This window comes from Kitasatospora sp. NPDC058406, from assembly GCF_042722765.1.
Lineage (GTDB): Bacteria > Actinomycetota > Actinomycetes > Streptomycetales > Streptomycetaceae > Kitasatospora.
This window is the reverse complement of sequence record NZ_JBHXKE010000030.1, coordinates 31,242-52,990: the sequence shown is the minus strand read 5'-3', so window position 1 is coordinate 52,990 and position 21,749 is coordinate 31,242. Positions and strand designations below refer to the sequence as shown.

Genomic DNA, 21,749 nt, shown 5'->3' with positions numbered 1-21,749 from the left:
CGGCCGGGCCGTCCGCGTCGGCGCCCTCGGGCAGCACCAGCAGCCAGCGGCCGGTGAGCCGGGCCGCGGGCCCCGGCTCCAGCGGCTGCCAGTCGATCCGGTAGCGCAGCCGCCCGGTGGCCGGTGCGGTGACGGCGGGCGCCGGCCAGAACCGGCGGTGCTGGAACGGATAGCCGGGCAGCTCGACCCGGCCGCCGCCGGTGCCGCCGGGACTCCAGTCCACCGCCGTGCCGTGCACGTACAGCCGGGCCAGGGCGGCCGTCACCGACTCGTCCTCCGGCCGCCCCTCGCGCAGCAGCGCCACCGCCGCGCCCTCGGGGGTGTCCGGCAGGCACTCCTGCACCAGCGCGGAGAGCACCCCGCCGGCGCCCAGCTCCACGAAGCGGTCGGCACCCTCGGCCCGGAGCCGCCGCACGCCGTCCAGGAACCGGACGGTGCCGCGCGCGTGCCGCACCCAGTAGTCGGGGGAGCACAGCTGCTCGGCGCCGGCCGGCTCACCGGTGAGGTCGGAGATCACCGGCAGCGTCGGCGGCCGGTACGCCAGGCCCGCCGCGACCTCCCGGAAGGCCGCCAGCATCGGCTCCAGCCGCGCGGAGTGGAAGGCGGTGCCCACCGCCAGCCGCTTGGTACGCCGTCCGCGCGCCCGGAACTCCTCCGCCACGGCCAGCACCGCCGTGCGGTCACCGGAGAGCACGCAGGAGCGCGGTCCGTTCACCGCGGCCAGGTCGACCCCCGGCGCGGCCGGCACCGCCGCGAGCTCCTCCTCGGTCGCCTCGACGGCCACCATCGCGCCGCCCTCGGGCAGCTCGTCCATCAGCCGGCCGCGCGCGGCCACCAGCGCGCTCGCGTCCGCCAGGTCCAGCACCCCGGCCGCGTGCGCGGCGGACAGCTCGCCGATCGAGTGCCCCAGCAGCAGGTCGGGCCGCACACCGTGGTGGTCCAGCAGGCGCAGCAGCGCCGTCTGCAGGGCGAACAGGGCCGGCTGGGTGTAGCGGGTGCGGTCCAGCAGCGCGGCCTCCGTACTGCCCGGCGCGGCGAACATCACCTCGCGCAGCGGCCGGTCCAGGTGCGGGTCCAGCGCCGCCAGCACCTCGTCCAGCGCGTCGGCGAAGACCGGCTCGGCACGGTACAGCCCGGCCCCGGCCCCGGCCCGCTGGCTGCCCTGGCCCGGCAGGAGGAACGCCGTCCGCCCGTCCGCCCGCACCACGCCGGTGGTCACCGCCGCCGAGCGGGCGCCGTCGGCCAGCGCCCGCAGGCCCTCGCGCAGCGCCGCCCGGTCCGCGCCGTGCACGGCGGCCCGGTGCTCCAGACCGGCCCGGCTCACCGCGAGGGCCCGGCCCAGCTCCGCGAGGTCGACCTCCTGCCGCCCGTCCAGGTGGCCGGCCAGCTGCTCGGCCCGGGCCCGCAGGGCGGCCGGGCCCCGGGCGGACAGCAGCAGGGGCGCACGGCGCGCGGGCAGCGGCGCCCGCACGGGGGCGTCGGGCGCCTGCTCCACGATCACATGGGCGTTGGTGCCGCTGATCCCGAACGAGGAGACGCCCGCGCGTCGCGGCCGGCCGGTGTCCGGCCAGGCGACGGCCTCGGCCAGCAGCCGTACCGTGCCCGAGGACCAGTCCACGTGCGGGTTGGGCTCCGCGATGTGCAGGCTCCGGGGCAGCAGGCCGTGCCGCATCGCCAGGACCGTCTTGATCACCCCGGCGACCCCGGCGGCGGCCTGGGTGTGGCCGAGGTTGGACTTGACGGAACCGAGCAGCAGCGGCCGGTCCGCGGCCCGGCCGCGCCCGTACACGGCCTGCAGCGCCTGGGCCTCGATCGGGTCGCCGAGCCGGGTGCCGGTGCCGTGCGCCTCGACCGCGTCGACCTGGTCGGCGGTCAGCCCTGCGTCGGTCAGCGCGGCCTGGATGACCCGCTGCTGGGAGGGGCCGTTGGGGGCGGTCAGGCCGTTGCTCGCACCGTCCTGGTTGACCGCCGAGCCCCGGACCACGGCCAGCACCCGGTGGCCGCGGGCCACGGCGTCGGAGAGCCGCTCCAGCACCAGCACGCCCACGCCCTCGCCCCAGCCGGTGCCGTCCGCGTCCGCAGAGAAGGCCTTGCACCGCCCGTCCGGGGCCAGCCCGCGCTGACGGCTGAACTCCACGAACAGCTTGGGCGTGCTCATCACCGTGACCCCGCCGGCCAGCGCCAGCTCGCACTCCCCGCGCCGCAGCGACTGGGCCGCCAGGTGGAGGGCGACCAGCGAGGACGAGCAGGCGGTGTCCACGGTCAGCGCCGGACCCTCCAGCCCCAGGGCGTAGGAGATCCGGCCGGAGAGCACACTGGCCGTGTTGCCGGTCAGCAGGTGGCCCTCGGAGATCCCCTCGGCGGCCGCCAGCGCGTCCACGTAGTCCTGGCCGTTGGTGCCGACGAAGACGCCGACCCGGCCGCCGCGCAGCGCCGACGGGTCCTGCCCGGAGTCCTCGACCGCCTGCCAGGCGGTCTCCAGCAGCAGGCGCTGCTGCGGGTCCATGGCCAGCGCCTCGCGCGGGCTCACCCCGAAGAACTCGGCGTCGAAGCCGCCGGCGTCCGCCAGGAACGCGCCGCTGCGGCTGTACGTGGTGCCGGGGCGGTCCGGGTCCGGGTCGAACAGCCGCTCGACGTCCCACCCGCGGTCGGCCGGCCAGTCACCGACGGCGTCCCGGCCCTCGGCCAGCAGCTCCCACAGCTCCTGCGGCGAGCCCACCCCGCCCGGGAAGCGGCAGGCCATGCCGACCACGGCCAGCGGCTCGCCGCCGTCCGGCCCGGTGGCCGCGCCGCCTCCGGGCGCACCGGCGGGGCCCGGCTCGGCCGACTCCCGCGCCAGGCCCAGCTCGGCCAGCAGCCGCACCGCCACCGCGTGCGGCGTCGGGTGGTCGAAGAGCACGGTCGCGGGCAGCCGCAGACCGGTCGCCGTACCCAGCCGGTTGCGCAGCTCGACGGCGGTCAGCGAGTCGAAGCCGAGCTCCGCGAACGCCCGCGCGGGCAGCACGGCGCCGCTGTCGGCGTGCCGCAGCACGGCCGCGGCGTTCGCACGCACCAGGTCGGTCAGCAGGTGCATCCGCTCGCCCGGGGCCAGCGGGGCCAGCCGGCCGGCCAGCTCGCCGGGCCGCTCCGCGGCTGCGGGCCGTTCCTCGGCCGGCGCCGCGGCGGCGGGCACCGGCAGCCGTCCCAGCAGCGCCGAACGCAGACCGGACGACTCGGCCAGCCGCCGCCAGTCCACGTCCGCGACCACCACCAGCTCGTCGTCCTCGCCCAGCGCGCGGGCCACCGCGGTGATCGCGCTGCGCGGTGCCATGGTCGGCAGACCGCGGTCGCCCAGCCGCCGGGCCACCTCGTCGGCCAGCATTCCGGCGCCCGCGCCGCCGGTGCCCCGGTCGGCCCCCTCGGTGCCCCAGGCACCCCAGGCGATCGCGGTTCCCGGCAGGCCGGCGGCCCGGCGCCGCGCGACCAGCGCGTCCAGAGCGGCGTTGGCCGTCGCGTAGTTGCCCTGACCGGCGTTGCCGACCACGCCCATCACCGAGCTGAACACCACGAAGGCGGACAGCTCCAGGTCGGCCGTCAGCTCCTCCAGCAGCAGGGCCGCGGTCAGCTTGGCGCGCAGCGAGAACGCCATCCGCTCGGGCGTCAGCGCGTCCAGCACCCCGTCGTCCAGCGCCCCGGCGGCATGCACCACCGCGTCCGGCCGGTACGCGGCGACGGCCGCGGCGAGCTGCTGCCGGTCCGTCACGTCGCAGGCCAACGGCTCCACGGCCGGGCCCAGCTCCGCCCGCAGCGCCGCCGCCCCGGGCGCCGCCGCACCCCGGCGGCTGAGCAGCACCACCTGTTCGGCACCCTGCGCCACCAGCCGGCGCGCCAGGTGCGCCCCGACCGCGCCGGTGCCGCCGGTCACCAGCACCGCCCCGGCCGGTCGCCACACCGCCGGGCCCGGCCCGGAGTCCCCGGCCGTCCGGACGGGGGCGGCCAGCAGCCGGCGCCCGTGCACGCCGGTGGACCGCACCGCCACCTGCTCCTCGTCCCGCGCGGCCGCGAGCACCGCGCACAGCCGCCGCGCCGCCCGCTCGTCCAGTCCCGCGCCGTCGGCGGGCGGGAGGTCCACCAGCCCGCCCCAGCGCTCGGGGTGCTCCAGCGCCACCGTGCGTGCCAGCCCGGCCACGGCACCCTGCACCGGGCCGCCCGGCCGCTCACCCGCGCCGAGCACCGCCGTCCCGCTGACCAGGCACCACAGCGGCGCTTCCACGCCCGCGTCGCCCAGTGCCTGTACGAGGGCCAGGGTCAGCGCGACCGCGCCCGGCAGGTCGGCGAACTCCGGGTGCGGGCGCTCCTCGTGGGCCAGCAGCGAGAGCACGCCGGCCGGCGCCTCCCCGTCGCCGAGCGCCTCGGTCACCCGCTTCGCCAACGCCTCGCGTCCCGTTCCGGGACCGCTCACGGTGAACGGGACCACGTCGAGGCCCACCGCGGCGAGCGCCTCGACCACCCGGCGGGCGGTGTCGCTCTCCGGCAGCACGGCCAGCCAGCGGCCCGCCGGCGCCTCGGCGGGCTTCAGGCCCAGCGGCTGCCAGCCGATCCGGTAGCGCCAGGAGTCGGCCTCGGCGGTCGCGGTCCGTTCGGCCCGCCAGCCCGCCAGCGCGGGCAGCACCTCGCCGAGCGCGGCCGGACTCACCTGGAGCTCGGCGGACAGTTCGGTCGGCTCCTGGCGCTCCAGGATGTCCCACAGACCGTCGGCGGACGGGCCCGCCCCCGGGGGCGTGGTCGTGCTCGGGGCGAGCCAGAACCGCTCCCGCTGGAACGGGTAGGTGGGCAGTTCGACGCGTCGGCCGCGGGGGGTCGCGGTGGTCCAGTCGACGGTGAGGCCGGTGGTCCAGGCGTGGGCGAGGGAGGTGAGGAGGCGTCGTCGGTCGCCTTCGTCGCGGCGCAGGGTGGGGAGGGTGACGGCGGTGTCGAGGGTCTCCTCGATGGTGGGGACGAGGACGGGGTGGGGGCTGGTCTCGATGTAGTGGGTGTGGCCGGTTTCGTGGAGGGTCTTGAGGGCCGGGGCGAGGAGGACGGGTTGGCGCAGGTTGGTGTACCAGTAGGCGGTGTCGGGCGGGGTGGTGAGCCAGTCGCCGGTGACGGTGGAGAACATCGGGATGTGCGGTGCCTGCGGGCTGATGCCGGCCAGGACGTCGAGCAGCCGGGTGCGGATCTTCTCGACGTGCGGGGAGTGCGAGGCGTAGTCGACCGGGATGCTCCTGGCGCGGACGCCCTCCCGCTCGCACACCGCCAGCAGTTCCGTCAGGGCGGTGCTCTCGCCCGCGACGACGGTGGTGGTGGGGGAGTTGTAGGCGGCGACGGAGATCCGGTCGGCCCAGGGGGCGAGCAGTTCGGTGGTCCGCTCGGCGGAGAGCCGGACGGAGACCATGCCGCCGTCACCGGCGATGGCGTCGAGGGCCCGGCTGCGGAGGGCGACGACGGCGGCGCCGTCTTCGATAGTGAGGGCGCCGGCGACGACGGCGGCGGCGATCTCGCCCTGGGAGTGGCCGAGGACGGCGTCGGGGCGGATGCCGTGGTGCTGCCAGAGGGCGGCGAGGGAGACCATCACGGCCCACAGGGCGGGCTGGACGACGTCGACCCGCTCCAGCGGCTCGGCGTCGCGCAGCAGCCGGGTGAGTGACCAGTCGACGTGTGGGGCGAGGGCCTTCTCGCACTGGGTGATCTTCTCGGCGAAGACGGGTTCGGTGTCGAGGAGTGCGGCGGCCATGCCGGGCCACTGGGAGCCCTGGCCGGGGAAGACGAAGACGGTGCGGCCGGGGTGGTGGGGGGTGCCCTGGACGAGGTCGGGGTGGGGGGTGTCCTCGCTGAGTGCGGTGAGGGCGTCGCGGAGTCGGTGGTGGGTGCCGATGGTGACGGCGCGGTGGTCGAAGGCGGCGCGGCCGGTGGCGAGTGAGTGGGCGATGTCGGTCGGGTGCCCGTCGAGGGTCAGCAGTTGTGCGGCCTGGTCGCGCAGCGCTTCGGGGGAGCGGGCGGACAGCAGCCAGGGGACGACCGTGTCCGCGTCGTGCTCCGGGTCCGCGGGCTCCGGGTCCGCAGGCTCGTTCTCGTGGGCCTGTTCGAGGACGACGTGGGCGTTGGTGCCGCTCACGCCGAAGGAGGAGACGCCGGCCCGGCGCGGCCGCCCGTCCTCGGTCTCCCAGGCACGGGCCTCCTTCAACAGCTCCACCGCCCCCGCCGACCAGTCGATATGCGGCGACGGACTGTCCACGTGCAGGGTCCTGGGCAGCACGCCGTGCCGCATCGCCAGCACCATCTTCATGACGCCCGCCACACCCGCCGCGGCCTGGGTGTGTCCGATGTTGGACTTCAACGACCCCAGGAGCAGGGGCTGTTCGGCGGGCCGCTGCCGGCCGTAGGTGGCGAGCAGGGCCCCGGCCTCGATGGGGTCGCCGAGCGTGGTGCCGGTGCCGTGCGCCTCGACCGCGTCGACCTCGGCGCCGGTCAGGCCGGCGTCGGCCAGCGCGGCCTGGATGACCCGCTGCTGGGAGGGGCCGTTGGGGGCGGTCAGGCCGTTGCTCGCACCGTCCTGGTTGACCGCCGAGCCGCGCAGTACCGCCAGCACCGGGTGGCCGTTGCGGCGGGCGTCGGAGAGGCGTTCCAGCACCAGCACGCCCGCGCCCTCGGCCAGGCCGAAACCGTCGGCGGCGGCTGCGAAGGCCTTGCACCGCCCGTCCGGCGCGAGCCCGCCCTGCCGGCTGAACTCCATGAACATGCCCGGCGTGCTCATCACGGTCACGCCGCCCGCCAGCGCCAGGTCGCACTCCCCGTGCCGCAGGGACCGGGCGGCCAGGTGGAGGGCGACCAGCGAGGAGGAGCAGGCGGTGTCCACCGTGACGGCGGGGCCCTCCAGGCCGAAGACGTACGCCACGCGGCCCGACGCCACACTGCCGGCGGTGCCCGTCAGCAGGTGGCCGGAGAGCTCCGAGCCGGAGGTGAGGCCCGGGCCGTAGTCCATCGCCATCGCGCCGACGAAGACCCCCGTTCGGCTGCCGCGCAGCGATCCGGGCTCGATCCCGGCCCGCTCGAACGCCTCCCAGGACGTCTCCAGGAGCAGCCGCTGCTGCGGGTCCATCGCCTCCGCCTCGCGCGGCGAGATACCGAAGAACCCGGCGTCGAAGAGGTCGGCCTCGGCCAGGAACCCGGCCTCGCGCTGGTAGTAGCGGCCCGGCTCGCGGCCCTCGGGCGCGTAGCCGGCGGCGAGGTCCCAGCCGCGTCCGGTCGGGAACTCCCCGACCGCGTCGCCGCCCGCCGCCACCAGCTCCCACAGCCGCTCGGGCGAGTTCACCCCGCCCGGGTAGCGGCAGCCCATCGCGACGATCACCACCGGGTCGTCCCGGTCGGCGGGGACGGGCGCAGCCGCTGCCCAGGCGTCGTCGGCGGGCCCGGACCCGGTCAGCTCGGCCCGCAGGAACTCCGCGACCGCGCGCGGGGTCGGCCGGTCGAAGACCAGGGTGGCGGGGAGGTTCAGCCCCGTCACCGCGCCGATCCGGTTGCGGGTGGCCAGCGCGCTGACCGAGTCGAGCCCGAGCTCCACGAAGCTGTGGTCGGCGGGCACCGGCCCGCCGCGCCCCAGCGCCTCGTTGACCGCCCCGCCGACCAGGTCGAGCAGCAGCGCGCGCTGCCGGTCCTCGGCCAGCCCGGCGAGCCGGTGCGCCAGCCCGACGGAGCCGTCGGCGCCGTCCGCGGCCGGTTCCTGCTGCCCGTCGGCCGCCGGGCCGGCGGACCGCCACGCCTCGTCGGCCTCCCAGGACGGCTCGACGGCCCGCCCGCCCGCCTCGGCCGCGAGCGCGGCGAGGTCCGGGGCGTACCCGTCCACGAACAGTTCGCCGAGGGCCGTCCGCACCCGCAGCGGCCCGCCCTGGCCGCGCCGCAGCGAGCCGCGCACCCGGGCGTCCAGACCGGCGGCGAGGGCGGTCTCCTGGAGCGCCGAGGTCAGCACCGGGTGCGGGCTGACCTCCAGCAGCAGCCGGTGGCCGTCGGCCAGCAGCGCCGTGGCGGCCTCCGCGAACCGCACGGTGCCGCGCAGGTTGCGGCACCAGTGGTCGGCGTCCAGCACCGGGTCGGCCAGCCGCCCGCCGGTCAGGCCCGAGTAGAACGGCAGCCGTGCGGGCCGGGGCCGCAGCGGGGCGAGCGCGGCGCGCAGCTCGGGCAGGATCGAGTCGATGTGCGCGGAGTGCGCGGCCAGCCCGACCGCGACCAGTCGCGCGTGCAGGCCGAGTTCGCCGGAGCGGGCGACCAGGTCGGCGGCGGCGTCGGCGTCACCCGAGACGACCACCGAGCCGGGGCCGTTGATCGCGGCCACCGCCAGCCGTCCGCGCCAGCGCTCCAGCAGCGGGCGGACGCGGTCGGCGGGGGCCATCACGGAGACCATCTCGCCGCGTCCGGTCAGCGTGGCCTGCAAACGGCTCCAGTGCGCGACCACCCGGGCCGCGTCCTCCAGGTCGAGCGCTCCACTGACCACGGCGGAGCTGATCTCGCCCATGCTGTGCCCCAGCACGGCGGAGGGTCGTACCCCGTGGCTCTCCCAGAGCGCGACCAGCGCGAGCGTCACGGCGAACAGCGCCGGCTGCACCACCGCGGCGCCCTCCAGCGCGGGTGCGCCCGCCGCGCCGCGCAGCACGTCCTGCACCGCCCAGCCGGTGAACGGCTCCAGCGCCTGCGCGCAGTCGTCGAGCCGGGCCGCGAAGGCCGGTGCCAGGTCCAGCAGTTCCACGGCCATGCCGGGCCACTGGGACCCCTGGCCGGGGAAGACGAAGGCCACGGTGCCGTCCCCGGCGGTCCCGGTCAGCGACACCGGTGCTCCGTCCGCGCCCGGTCCGGCCGGCCCCGTCCCAGCTGTGCCCGCCGTTCCCGCGGCCAGCGCGGTGAGTTGCGCCAGCAGGCCGTCCCGGTCGGTCGCCGCGAGCGCGGCCCGGTGCCGCCCGGTGGCCGGCCGGCCGGCGAGGGCGGCCGCCACGTCGGCGGCGCCGAGCTCCGGCCGGCCGGCCAGTGTGCCGTGCAGCAGCCCTGCCCGGGCGGCCAGTTGGCCCGCGGTGTCACCGGACAGTGGATACAGGAAGGGCACACCGGTGTCGGATCCGTGAGTCATCGTGCTGCACTCCTTCGCGACGAGCCGGACGGTCGGACGTGGGCGCTCCGCCGGGGAGTCCACCCGGCGGAGCGGTACGAGCTGGTTCCGTGCGGAGCCCGGGAGGGGCCCTGCCGGGAGCGGAGGTCCCGGGGCGGCCACCGGGCCCCGGAGGGCTGTCGGCCCTACGGACGGCCGACGTGACGAGCGCCCGGAACTTCCCCGGCGCACGGGAGCGACCCGGCGGTGTCTCCCCCTCCGAGGGGCCGGCCGGCGGCGGCGCACCGGTAGCCCGGACCGCCTCCTCCGCATTCCCGCCCCGGCGATTTCGACCGGGATCCGATGAGGGAGCCGACCGGAACGGGAATTGCTGAATGCTCGGGGCATATGCTGCCAGCCGCAAATATCATTTCAATAGCGGGAACCGCGACACTGCTCGTTCGGGGCGCCCGGGGCACTTCCGGAAGCCGGTTTCGACTGTTTCCGGTTTTTTCTCCGGGCCGCCCCTGCTACGGTGCTGGAGCGGCAGTTGAGCGGTCGGTCGGCCGCCCTCCGGTGGGACTCGCGCTCCACGCCGACACCCTTCCCCTTTCATTTTCAAGGAATTCCCGAAGGAGTCGCACATGGCACTGGGATATCTTTTCGGCGGCGGTGTCGGAACCGAGCCGCACGGCATCGAGCTGTATCAGGCATATCCCGTGATGCGGGACCTCTATGCCCGCATAGCCGAATGGAGCGGGCTGACCACGGGCCAACTGCTCGACGAGGAACTGCCCAAGGAGGTCGAGGAGCGCCAGAGCGTCGGCAGCATCCGGGAGGCCGCGCTGGCGCTGGCCGTCCACGACATCCTCGCCGAGCACGACCTGCACCCGGCGGTGCTCGGCGGCCTGAGCCTGGGCGCGATGACGGCGAGCGCGCTGTCCGGGGCACTGGAGCGGCGCGCGCTGATCGAGATGCTGGCGCACTCCCGCGCCGTCACCCCGCCGCCCGCCGACGCGCCTGTCCAGGGCATGGCGCTGGCCTTCGTCCCGGCCGGCACCGAGATCACCGCGCTGACCGGGGACCGGCCCGGCGTCCACCTGTCGGGGGATTTCGGGCCGACGGCGGACGGCGCCGCGGCCATCATGATGCTCTCCGGGGATCGGGAGGCTCTGGAGGCGCTCGCCGCCGGGTTGCCGCCCGGCCTGGTCACCCCGCTCCCGGACCGTCCGATCGCCGCGCACTCGCCGCTGCGCGGGTACTTCCGCACGTTCATGGCCCCGTACATCGACGCGATGTCCTTCGAGGCCCCCGGGCTGCCGCTGGCGTCCTGCCTGGACCGCAAGCTCCTCGTCACCGGCGAGGACGTCCGTGACCTCTTCCACCGCAACGCCACCGACCCGATCAGCGTGGTCGACGTGTACACCGGCATGAAGGAGCAGGGGGTGCGGCTCGGGCTGGTGATGGGCGGGTCCATCCCCGACGGCATCCTGCGGTTCCCGTTCCCGGTGGTGCACGTGGACCGGCCCGAGCACGTCGAGCAGGTGCTGACCACCGTCTACGAGCTCGGCATCGAGATCACCGAGGGGCGGTCCGCGCGGTGACCGCCACGGCGGCCGCCACGGTGACCGGAGCGGGGGCGGTGCGGCCGGGTGCCGCCTGCGACGCGCTGGTCGAGGGGTGGCTCGACACCGACCTCGACGAGTGGACCCGCCGCATCCTGCGGCGGCACTTCGACCCCGAGGCCGGCAGTCCGTACTGGCTGCGCCGGGCGGCCGGGCTGGACTTCGATCCCCTGGACATCACCCGCTACGAGGAGCTCACCGCCTTCGGCCCGTTCCCGTTGGAGGACCTGCGGTCCGGTGACCCGGCGGACCTGGTCCCGCTCGCGGTGCCGCGCCCGCTGACCGGGCGGGTGTGGGACACCGGCGGCACCACCGGCGCGCCGTGCCGGGTGTTCTACACCCCGGACATGCTGCTGCACCGCGGGGCGTGGCGGCGCTGGTCCTTCGTCAGCGAGGGCTTCGAGCCCGGCCGGAGCTGGTTGCAGGCCACCCCGACCGGGCCCCACCTGATCGGCAACGGCGTCTGGGAGTCGAGCGAGCTGTACGCGGGCCGGGTGTATGCGATCGACATGGACCCGCGCTGGGTGAAGCGGCTGATCCGGGGCGGCCGGCTGGCCGACGCCCGCGAGTACACCACCCACCTGCTGGAACAGATCGCCGACGTCCTCGGGCGCGGCGGGGTGCACTACGCCACCACCACGCCGGCGGTCTTCCAGGCGCTCCGGCAGCGCCACCCCGAGCTGGTCGCCGCGCTCGACGGGGTCCGGCTCAGCGGGACCCAGATCTCGCCGGACACCCACCAGGACTTCACGGCCGCGCTCAACGGCGGTATCTGCGGCATCAGTTACGGCAACACCTTCGGCAACGCGGCCGGGCTGGCCGAGCGGCAGACGGGAGACCTGCTGCCGTACGTGCCGAACTACCCGCAGGTGACGATGGCGGTGGTGGACCGGGAGGACTGGTCGGCCCCGGTGGCGTACGGGGCGTCGGGGCAGGTGCGGCTGACCGTGCTGCACGAGGACCTCCTCCTGCCGAACATCCTGGAGCGCGACCAGGCGCTGCGCTACGACTGCGCGGGGCTGTGGCCCAGCGACGGCGTGGCCAACGTCCGGCCGCTGCAGGTGACCAACACCGCCCCGGAAGGGCTCTACTGACCGGCCGCCGCACAGCCGTGACCGGGACGGCCGCCGTCCCGGTCCCGGGCCCGGCCAGCAGGTCGGACTCGTCGTCGTCCACCACGGCGCCGTCCCGGCGGACGTCGATCTCGGCGTAGACGGTCTCGACGGGGCCGAACAGGCTGAGCACCCCGGCGCGGTGCTCGAAACTGTCCAGGGCGCGGGCATCGGGGTGCTCCCGGGCCGGCTGGGCACGACGATCGGGGTCGGCGGTGACCACCGCGTCCAGCCGCAGCCCTGGGGTGGTGGCGATCAGCGGGCGTGGAAGGCGGAGCCGACCAGGCCGTAGCCGATCAGGCCGACGCGGAACGGGGCACGCGAGGAGGGACGCGACACGTGGCTCGTACGCCCCGCTCAATCACGAGGGCTGCCCCCGGGGCGCCCACGCCGCGCGCCGGGCACTGCGGCGGTCAGCGGGCGGCGTGGGCACCCCCGGGGCGACGCTTGGAACGGATGACGACGACGACTGCGCCGGCCAGCAGGAAGGCGGAGCCGATCGAGGCGAGGATGCCGGCCGAACGGTCGGAGCCGGTCTGGGCGAGCCTCTCCGGGGCGGCGACCGGCGCGGACCCGTCGGCGGCGGTGGTGGGCGGCACAGCGGCCGCCACCGCGGTGGGAGTGGAACCGGCCGTGGTCGCGGACACCGGGGCGGCGGGGGTCGGGGTGGTCGGAGCCGCCGGGGCGGTGGTGGCGGCCGGGGCCGAGGTCTTCGGGGCAGGGGCGGTGGTGGCGGGGTGGGCGTGGTCGCCCTGGTGGGCGTCGGCGCCGCTGGTGCCGTTCGCGGTCGGCACCGGCGCGATGCCGGGGGCGTTGCCGCTGCCGTCGAAGACCACGTCCGAGCAGGAGTAGAACGCCTCCGGGCTGTCCGAGCGCTGCCAGATCGCGTAGATCAGCTGCCGGCCGCTGCGGCCGGCGGGGATCGTGCCGGGCAGGATGTACGAGCCGTCGACCAGCTTGGGGTCGGTGACCGTGAGGAAGGGCTGCGCCTCCAGGTTCGACCAGGCCAGCGGCTTCGCCGGGTCGTAGCCCGCGTTGGTGAGGAAGAGCTGGAAGGTGCCCTTGTGCGGGGCGGTGGCCCGGTAGCGGAAGGTGAAGTCGGTGCCGGACACCAGGTTGGTGGCGGGCCAGTCGGTGCGCGGCAGGTCCAGGCCCTGGTAGACCGGGTCGCCGGCGCTGCACAGCTTGCCGTCCGCGATCAGCTGACGGTGACGGCCTGCCGCGTCGCCGATCCGCAGGCTCATCCAGTCGTACAGCGCGGCCTTGCCACCGGTCGCGACGGCGGCCTTGCAGGCGGCCGACTTCGGGTTCTCGGCACCTTCCAGGAAGCAGCCCTCGACCCGGCTGAGCGGGTTTTGCATCGAGCCGTGCGCGGCGGCGGTGCCGCCTCCGAGGACACCGGTCAGTCCGGCGGTGGCGAGGACGAGGGCTGCTGTGGAGAGACGGCGGTTGCGCACGGGCATGGTGGGGGAACCCCTTCGGAGGGAGCCGGCAGGTGAGGGTGCCGCTCACGCTAGCCGCTGTCGACGGCCCTGCCGGGGGTTGACCAGCTCGGTTAGGGGCCGCTTAAGGAGCCTTTGAGGCACGGGCGCGGGAAGCGTACGGAGGGCCGGCGGCACCCGCGGTCACGGCGGGCTGAGGTTGACTCCGGCATTCGAGAGCGGGTCGAAAGAGGACGGGAAATTCTATGCCTTCCAGGGTGAGCCGCCACTTGGCACTCTGAAGACCAATGAGCGGCATCTATCTCTGCTCGACCGCCACGCCCGATAAGAATGAACCACTGAAAGCTGAGTATCTCATCAGTCCTAGAATCGGGAATGGGTGCTGCCTGACGGCACCATCCGCAGCCACAACCCTCTCGGTTACTACGAGGAGGCCCTGGCCTTCCCCGCCCCGCAGGGCGAGTTGAACCCCATGGCCGCCTGACCTTCACGGACCGGGATGGCGAACCCATGAAGCGAATCGCTGGCCGGGAGCCGTGTCCTCGCGCCAGTACCTCAGAACGGTCTCCTGCACGATGTCCAGGCGATTCGCAGCGACGAGGCACGAGACCGGGTCCGGCCCGCCGGCGTCCGCCTCGAAGGCAACGAGGACGGGCGGTCTTCCACCAAGCAGACCGGTGACTGCCGCCAGTTCCTCGGACGTGGGGGCGCGAAAGAGAGGATCTTGGAATGTCGCCGGGCAGCTGACGAAGAGCGGATCGCCGAAGACCAGTTCCAGACCGTGGTGATAGGTGAGGTCGTAATCCGCAGCGAGCCGGAACTGCCCGTGGTCCCAGGCGACAACGTCCCAGTCCCACCAGGACCCCTCGGGGAGCTCGACCCCCGCATGCCCTTGTTCAGCGCCCAATTCCCGGCCCCCGATCAGTTCGAACTGACGACAGGCTACACAGCCGCTCGCCGCCACTGCTTGACGAGTTAGACACCCGGGCGGTCGTGATCGTCGGCCGGCCCGGGCCGGGTAACCGTCATGACTCCCGTGGCCGGGAGGAGTCCGGCGCCAAGGCCACCGTCGGTCACACCACGACCATTGCCGACGGCGGCTGCCAGGGTACCGGACTCGTCATCCCGCACCGCCGCGCCAGAGGCAAGGGACTCCCGGCCTGGAAGGAGGAACACAACCGCTCACACAAGCGAGTTCGGGCTCGCGTCGAACACGCCTTCGCCCGTACGAAGAGCTGGAGGTCCTCCGCGACTTCCGCCTGAAAGGCGACGGCGTCCACTACGCCGTGCTCGGCGTCGCCCGCCTGCACAACCTCGCCCCCACCGGACAGCCGCGCCCGCGGCACCCGCGTCCACACTGCCCCCAGGATCACTTACGGGACGGGCTTCAGATGTGGGACTTCCGCACCGAGTGCCATGCCGCGCCGGCCAGAGCCCGGGTCGACCGGACCAGCCCCAGCCCTTCGTGCTCCCGGTACAGCCGCCAGTTGTGCTCGACCAGGTCGAGCTTGTTGGAGGACAGCGACCCCGCCCGCCCGGCCCGGTATACCGCCAGCGGCTCCTGCAGGCCCCGGGCGTGGTGTCCGTCCCGCATGATGTCCAGCCACAGCGCGTAGTCCTGCCGCTTGGGCATGTCCGGCATCAGCCTCGTGCCGAGCACGGTGCGGGAGTACATGGCGGTCAGGGCCCCGATGTGGTCCTGCACCAGCATGTCCCGGTACGTCACGCGCTCGCGCGCCTTGATGACCCGGCCGTTCGGAACGAAGTCCCGGGCCTCGCCCTCGTAGTCGCCGTCGACCTTGAAGTACGAGGTGAACGTCAACGGCGCGTCACCGGCGGCGGCGAACTCGATCTGCCGCTCAAGCTTCCGTGGCAGCCACATGTCGTCGCTGTCGAGGAAGGCCACGAACTCCCCGCGTGCCCGCGCCAGGGCGAGGTTGCGGGCACGGGCGGCGCCGCCCTGCTCGGGCGCCGCCTCGGGGAGCACCCGTTCGTCCTCGCGGGCCAGGTCCCGCAGCAGGTCCATGGAGCCGTCGCCGGAGGCATCGTCGGTGACCAGCAGTTCCACGTCGGCGTGGCTCTGGGCGAGCACCGAGCGCACCGACGCGCCGAGGGTGGCCGCCGAGTTGTGGACCGGCATCACCACGGAAACCAGGGGCACGGCAGTGCTCCTCACTCGAATCGGAGTCGTCATGGACGTTGTCGTCGCCGGTCGGGGCTGCGTCGGGCGGCCGCTCGCGGTGCGCGCCGCCGAGGTGGGCCACCGCGTCGTCGGCCACGACGTGGACCAGCACCGTATCAAGCAGCTCGCCACCGGTGAGTCCGACGGGTTCCGTGCTCGGTTCTGCTGCGGTCGCCAGGCGGTCGGCTCTGGACGCTCGCTGCCCCGGTTCGGTGCTCCGGGTCGGGCTGCGGCGCCGTCGGCCCTGGGGCGGGCCATGCCGAATTTGGCCACACGGGTGGCGAAATATCGCATTGAGGCACCATTTGATCACTGGCTGTGATGTGATCGGTTCCTGTCAGGCGGGCGGTCCCGATGGCGACGGGTCGATGCCTGCTGCTCGGTGCCCGGTGTGGTGAGTCCTGGCCCGGTCTGCTCCGTCGGCCGGGTGCTTCCAGCAGCGTCACTCGTGTCGGTAGCGAGGGAGTGTGTCTCATGTCCGTGTCCGTTGCGGATCCGTTCGTCGGCCTTCCGGCTCGGAGGACCCTTCGTGCTGGCCCCAGATCTGTTCGAACTTCCTTGGCTGTGCGCGCTGTTGGGGTCCGGCAAGGAGCTGGTTCTCCAGGGGGCCTGGGTTCGGCGGGACGGGCTGGCGCCGGCCGGCCGGGCTGTCGCGGGGTGGGCGGACGGCTCGGCCGACGCTGAGTTCGTCGCGGATGCGGCGGGCGAATGAGACCCGCCACTCGACCGGTACGCGGTACTGCCCTGCCCTGCACACCCGAGACCTGGAGTCTGCGATGGCAATTCCTGTTCCGCCCGTTCCCCACGCGAGGGTGATCTTCGTCGGCGTCGGCCAGGGGGACTGTACCTTGATCGTCTTTCCGGACCCGCCACACGGCACCGGCGAGGTGGTGCTGATCGACTGCGGCTCCACCAAGGGTGCGAAGTGCCTGATTCCCGGACCGCCGGAGCGGGTCGTGGACGCGCTCACCAACGTCAAGCACCTCCTCACCACGTACGTGCCGAAGAAGACGATCGACTACCTGTTCATCACACACGCCGACGAGGACCACTACAACCTCCTGGTGCGGGCGCTCGACGGGTTCACGGTCAAGGACAGCTACTTCACCGGGGTGCTGGAGGACTACAAGAACGGTCGGGACTCCTTCGGTGCGGTCAAGGCCGATGCGACCTACGCCTGGTTGAAGGCCAAGGGGGCGAAGCCGCTGGCCAACTCCCTGGCCTTCAGCGGTCCTGCGGCCGGTGGTGGTGCGAGCACCCCGTGGCAGTACGGGCGGCCGGTCGTTCCACTCGGCGGCGACGACGGGCTCTACGTCGTGGCCGCCAATGCCTCCGGCTCCTACGCGACGCGGCACGCCAAGTGGCAGCAGGTCCTGGCCGCGTCGACGGATCCGCACGAGAAGGTGCGGCTGCAGAAGGAGCTGGGCCGCTATGACCCGAACCCGGACAGCGCGGTGCTGGCGCTGGTCTACAAGAAGGCGGTCATGATGCTCATGGGGGACGCGACGGTACTCACCGAGGAGTTCATTCTCGGCGCCTGGGCGCCCCAGCTCCCCTCGGCCAACATCACGCTCAAGATGGGGCATCACGGCAGCGACACCTCCTCCCGCGAGAAGTGGGTCAGGCTGCTCAAACCGCAGCGACTCACGGTCAGTTCGGGCACCAAGGCGTTCAACGGCTCGGGCATCCCCAAGATCAGCCACCTGGAACAGGTCAAGCTGTGGTCCGGTGCCGTCCAGCCGGCCGACTCCCACGAGTACACCTACTTCGACGACCGCCCCGCGTACAAGTCGTTCGTCCCCGACTTCACCGACCAGTCGATCTTCACCTCGCAGTTGATGGTGAACCCGCTCTGGACGGACACGATGCCGGACGACGAGCGCTTCATCTGCGGTACCTGGCACCTGACGCTCGATGCCGCCGGCAACGTCCTGATCGACTACTGACGGACCAGCGAGGGGACACATCATGGCGCTGACAACAGAGGAACTCCGGCGCAGGTTCCCCGTGGTCGGAGGCGAGTTCCGGCTGACGGCGGAGGAACTGGCCGTGCCGGGGACGGAGGAGCTCTTCGGCACCCACCTGGGCGGCCCCCTCTCCGTGACCGGGGTGACCGCCGCCGACCCGGAACACCTCACGCTCTCCGGAGCGGTCGCGGTCCCCGGTCTTTCTCCGGGAGCCGCGGTGACGGTCACCTTCTCGGCGAACGCGACGGCGTCACCCCCGGTCGTGACCGGCCTGACCCTCGACGTCACCCTGACCACCGCCCCGGACCCGGGCGAGTGGAAGGTCGACCTGCCGTACCTGCGGCTCGAAGCCGGCTTCCTGCGCGAGTACGGGTTCGAACGGCTGCTGCTGGTGCTGTCGGCCGAACCCGGCGCCGGCGACGTGGTGTCCACGGTCGCGACCGTGGGCGGCGATCTGCCGTTCGCCGCCGGGGGAGTGGCGCTGAGGCTTCGGACCCTGGTCCAGGAGGGGCCGGCCGCCAGCACGTACACCCTGAACGGCGAATTCTCCGGAGTGACCTTCTCCGCCCTGGGCGACCTCGGCCAACTCGTGCCGGGAGCATCCTCCGAGCGCTTCTCGTTGCCCGCCCTGCCCGGCCTCCCGCTCCCGGCCACGGTCGAACTCGCCGGTCTGAGCGTCGTCTTCACCCCCGACGTCCATCGCGCGGCGGCAGGGCTGGACCCCGTGCTGGCCGCCTCGGCGCGGGTGAACATCCCCGCCCGCTGGCCGCTGATCCCCGGTGTGTTCGAGATCGAGGAGATCGACGTCGAGTTCGGCGTCGGGTCCCCGCGCACCGCCGGGGCGAGCGTGCGTGCCCGGCTCGGCGGCGTCCTGCGCATCGGCGAGGCCTTCGTGGGGGTGTCGGTCTCCGTGCCGGAACTCGATCTCACGGCCGAGCTGCTCCGGCCGCTCCCGCTCACCGACGCCCTCGCCGTGTTCCTGCCCGGTGTCGAGGTCCCCCTCGGGGAGGTCGAGGCCTTCAGCGCGTGGGTCAACGCGAGGTCCAAGGACTACAGCGCCGAGTTGGACCTCGCGGGCCCCTGGAGCATCGGGGACGTCTTCGCCCTCACCGGTATCACCCTGTCCGTCCGGAGCACCGGAACCGGCCGCCCGGCCGCCCGGCTGTTCGCGGAGGCCGCTCTGGGCCGGTCCGTGCTGAGCGTCGAGGCCGGCTACGACGACGGAGGGTGGCAGTTCACCGGCATCGCCAGGGACGTGGTCCCCGCCGACCTGTTCGACCTGTTCGGCGTGGCACCGCCCGCACTGCTCGCCGACCTGACCGTCCGCGAGACCAGGGTGTCGTTCGACAGCGGCGGCCGGGAGTTCGACCTGGTCTGCTCCTGTGAATTCCCGCTCGGCGACGCCGACGCCGTGCTCGCCCTGGCCGTCCGTCTGTCGCACAGGGCATCGGGCGGCTACGACAGGACAGTCTCGGGGACGCTCACGGTGCAGGTCCCGGACGGGCACGGTGGCTTGCGCGCGCTGGACTTCGGCGTCGACTATCGCGAGGATGCCACCGGGTCGACGATCACCGCGATGTGGAACGCGGACGAAGGCATCGCGCTGACCGACCTGGTGGCCGCGCTCGGCGTCGAGCTGCCCGAGCTGCCCGAGGTGTTGCGGCCGGTGCTCACCGCGCTGTCGGTGCGGTACGACTCCGTGACGGGTCAGGTGCTGCTGACGGCTTCGACCGAGCGCACCGGATGGGCCTACGTCAGCCGTCCCGGTACCGGCGCCGGTGCCCCCCGGGTCGACGCGGCCGCGGTGCGGGCCCGGCTCGGGGCGCGCGTCTCGGATCTGCCGTTGGTCGGCGAGGCGATTCCGCCCGGTGCGGACCTCGTCATCGACGGTGTCGCCTTCACCTCGACGCCGACCGGGTGGACCGCGGCCCAGGCCGTCGCGGTCAACGACGCGCTGAACCGGATCGACTCCGTGGCGGGGCGCCGGCTGCCGCGCTTCGCCGCCGGTACGACGGCCGGGCCCGGCCTCGCCGTCCAGATCGAGCTGGGTATCGGCGGGGTGCCGCAGGAGCCGCTGCTCCTGCCGATCACCACAGGGTCCGGCGGCACACTCGTGGCCGCCTCCCGGGGCCAGGTCACCGTGCACGCTGCTTCGGACGACACGTCGTCACGTGACCTCGGCCTGACCTTCGGGGCGCTGCGAATCTCGCGGATCGGCGTCGGCCTCGCGGACGGGCAGATCTTCGTCGCGCTGGACGCGGTCCTGTCGGTGGGCCCGGTCCGGCTGGTCCTGATGGGTCTCGGGCTCGGAATCGACGGGGAGTTGAGCGTCTCGCCCCGATTGCGCGGGGCGGGCGTACAGGTGGACAGGCCGCCACTGAGGATCAGCGGCATGGTCGAGCGCCGTACCGGCTCGGAGGTCGCCCCGGGGCTCAAGGAGCAGTTCGTCGGGCTCGCCTCGGTGGAGACCGGGTTCTTCGCCCTGAACGCCGCCGGGTCGTACGCCAAGGCCGTGGACGGCTGGTCGTCGATGTTCCTCTTCGGCGAGATCTCCGGCGGCGAGCGCGGGCTGTTCGGCCCGCCCCCGTTCCGGGTGATCGCCCTCTCGCTCGGCTTCGGTGTCAACAGCACGGTCCGCACACCCCGGATCGACCAGGTCGGCGAGTTCCCGCTGGTGAACCGGCTGGACGGCAGCGGCAGCGGCGACACCCCGGAGAAGGTGCTGGAGAAGCTCGCCGGCCCCGGCGGCTGGATCACCCCGCGCGAGGGCCAGTACTGGGGCGCGGGCGGGATCGAGTTCAGCTCGTTCGAATTCATCCGCTCCCGCGCGCTGCTGCTGGTCGAGGGCGGCCAGTCCTGGAAGGTTCTGCTGATCGGCCGCACCACCGTCGACCTGCCGCGCAGCAAGGCCGCCAGGAAGCCGATCGCCCGGCTCGTCATCGACCTGGCCATCGGCTACCACCACGACCAGGGCCTGTTCTCGATGGACGCGGTCATCGCGCCCGGCTCGTACGTCATCGACCCGGCGGCCGAGCTGACCGGTGGCCTGTCCTTCTACGTCTGGGGCCAGGACCGCACCGCCGTCGGGGGCGGCAAGGGCTTCGTGTTCACCCTGGGCGGCTACCACCCCCGTTTCAGGCGGCCCGCGTACTACCCCGACCCGCCGCGCGTGGGGTGGCGGTGGGCGATCGGCCCGGTGGCGATCCGCGGCCAGGTGTACGCGGCGCTCACCGACGGCGCGTTCATGGCCGGCGGCGAGCTGTCCGCGAACTACGACAAGGGACACGGCATCCAGCTCCAGGCGTGGTTCACTGCCTGGCTGGACGCGCTGGTGCAGTGGAAGCCGTTCTACTTCGACCTGTCGATGGGCCTGAGCATCGGGGTTGCGGCCACCGTCAAGGTGCTGTTCATCCGGGTCCGGGTCTCCCTGGAAGTCGGGGTGTCGCTGGACCTGTGGGGGCCGCCGATCGGCGGCCGGGCCAGGATCAAGGTCTGGTTCATCAGCTTCACCGTCGAGTTCGGCACCGGCCGGGACGGCGTACCGCCGATCGAGTGGGGGGAGTTCAGCGTCCAGCTGCCCGCCCCGCTGTCGATCGCCCCACTGCGCGGGCTGCTGGTCGACGTCGACCCCGAGGAGACCGCGATCCGGTCCGCAGCGGGGGAGCCCCTGCTGGTCTCCATGGACGGATTCGCCGTGCGCACCGAGGCCGCCGTCCCCGCCGGCCGCATCCTCCTCAACGGCCGGCCGTTCGCCGGGACCGAGGACGACACCATCGACATCCGGCCGATGGGGCCGAAGGGACAGGGCGTGGTCTCCGATCACCACGTCACCCTGAAGCGGTTCGACAGCGTCTACACCCCCACCGGATGGGGCGTGGCCGTCCACCGGCAGGACATGCCCAAGGCGATGTGGGGTGCGCCGCTGGGAAAGCCCGGCGACGTGCTGGACGGTGACGGGCTCCTCAGCGGCTGCCTGGCCGGCATCACCTTCGAGATCCCTAAGCCCGAACTGGCTCCCGCGGTCGGCTGGGTGGACGCGGAGGCGCTGGAGGCCGACGGGCTGCCGGATGCGCCGATCCCGTTGCTGGGCTCGGCGCCGGAGGGGCCGCCGTCCGTCCCGGACGACGAGGGCGAGGGCAGCATCGGCGCCATCGTCGACCCCGACCGCGGCATCGCCGCGCGGACCACCGCCGCCCGCCGCGCCTCGGTGCACGCCGCCCTGGCCGGCCTCGGCCTCGCCCCCGGCACCGACGAGCCGCTGACCCGCTACGCGGACCTCGCGAAGACCACGTTCACCAACGCGCCCATGACCACCACAGCCGAGAGGTGA

Annotated in this window: 9 protein-coding genes and 2 pseudogenes; 7 read left to right on the top strand and 4 right to left on the bottom strand. The window is 73.9% G+C overall.

The features are described 5' to 3' along the window. Window positions 1-9,133, bottom strand: a 9,133-nt coding sequence (locus tag ACFWOG_RS08990) for a type I polyketide synthase (protein WP_380356241.1), incomplete at its 3' end; no start/stop codon positions are given. 602 nt (window positions 9,134-9,735) lie between these two features. Here ACFWOG_RS08990 and ACFWOG_RS08985 point away from each other — a divergent pair. From ACFWOG_RS08985 to ACFWOG_RS08975, 3 genes are all read left to right on the top strand, one after another. After that, the gene (locus tag ACFWOG_RS08985; protein ID WP_329877995.1) at window positions 9,736-10,695 is read left to right on the top strand and encodes an ACP S-malonyltransferase; all 960 of its coding nucleotides are present in this window, start codon (window positions 9,736-9,738) and stop codon (window positions 10,693-10,695) included. Window positions 10,696-10,715: 20 nt separating this feature from the next. Further along, on the top strand, window positions 10,716-11,810 hold the full coding sequence (locus ACFWOG_RS08980) for an arylcarboxylate reductase (RefSeq protein WP_380356250.1): 1,095 nt from the start codon (window positions 10,716-10,718) through the stop codon (window positions 11,808-11,810). Between the two features lie 160 nt (window positions 11,811-11,970). Next, complete coding sequence (locus ACFWOG_RS08975) at window positions 11,971-12,120, top strand: hypothetical protein (protein ID WP_329877993.1); 150 nt, start codon at window positions 11,971-11,973, stop codon at window positions 12,118-12,120. Between the two features lie 121 nt (window positions 12,121-12,241). Here the strand turns inward: ACFWOG_RS08975 and ACFWOG_RS08970 are convergent, their stop codons facing one another. Together ACFWOG_RS08970 and ACFWOG_RS08965 are read right to left on the bottom strand one after the other, a co-directional pair. Continuing rightward, entirely contained in the window at window positions 12,242-13,291 is a 1,050-nt protein-coding gene (locus tag ACFWOG_RS08970; protein ID WP_380356237.1) for a lytic polysaccharide monooxygenase, read from the bottom strand. 466 nt (window positions 13,292-13,757) lie between these two features. Continuing rightward, window positions 13,758-14,234 (bottom strand): hypothetical protein, encoded by a 477-nt coding sequence (locus ACFWOG_RS08965; RefSeq protein ID WP_380356235.1) that lies wholly within the window; start codon window positions 14,232-14,234, stop codon window positions 13,758-13,760. A gap of 11 nt (window positions 14,235-14,245) precedes the next feature. Between ACFWOG_RS08965 and ACFWOG_RS08960 the strand changes: the two are divergent. Further along, window positions 14,246-14,598: pseudogene (locus ACFWOG_RS08960) on the top strand (transposase); the annotation flags it as partial. A 59-nt stretch (window positions 14,599-14,657) separates the two neighbouring features. Here the strand turns inward: ACFWOG_RS08960 and ACFWOG_RS08955 are convergent. After that, window positions 14,658-15,431, bottom strand: a complete 774-nt coding sequence (locus ACFWOG_RS08955) for a glycosyltransferase family 2 protein (RefSeq protein WP_329883901.1) — start codon at window positions 15,429-15,431, stop codon at window positions 14,658-14,660. A 31-nt stretch (window positions 15,432-15,462) separates the two neighbouring features. Here ACFWOG_RS08955 and ACFWOG_RS08950 point away from each other — a divergent pair. The 3 genes and pseudogenes from ACFWOG_RS08950 to ACFWOG_RS08940 form a co-directional block, all read left to right on the top strand. Further along, window positions 15,463-15,594, top strand: a pseudogene (locus ACFWOG_RS08950) (nucleotide sugar dehydrogenase); the annotation flags it as partial. Between the two features lie 553 nt (window positions 15,595-16,147). Continuing rightward, window positions 16,148-17,398: an MBL fold metallo-hydrolase gene (locus tag ACFWOG_RS08945; RefSeq protein ID WP_329883902.1), complete on the top strand. Its 1,251-nt coding sequence runs from the start codon at window positions 16,148-16,150 to the stop codon at window positions 17,396-17,398. Between the two features lie 22 nt (window positions 17,399-17,420). Then, a complete protein-coding gene (locus ACFWOG_RS08940; RefSeq protein WP_380356231.1) occupies window positions 17,421-21,749 on the top strand; it encodes a DUF6603 domain-containing protein in 4,329 nt (1,442 codons plus the stop codon).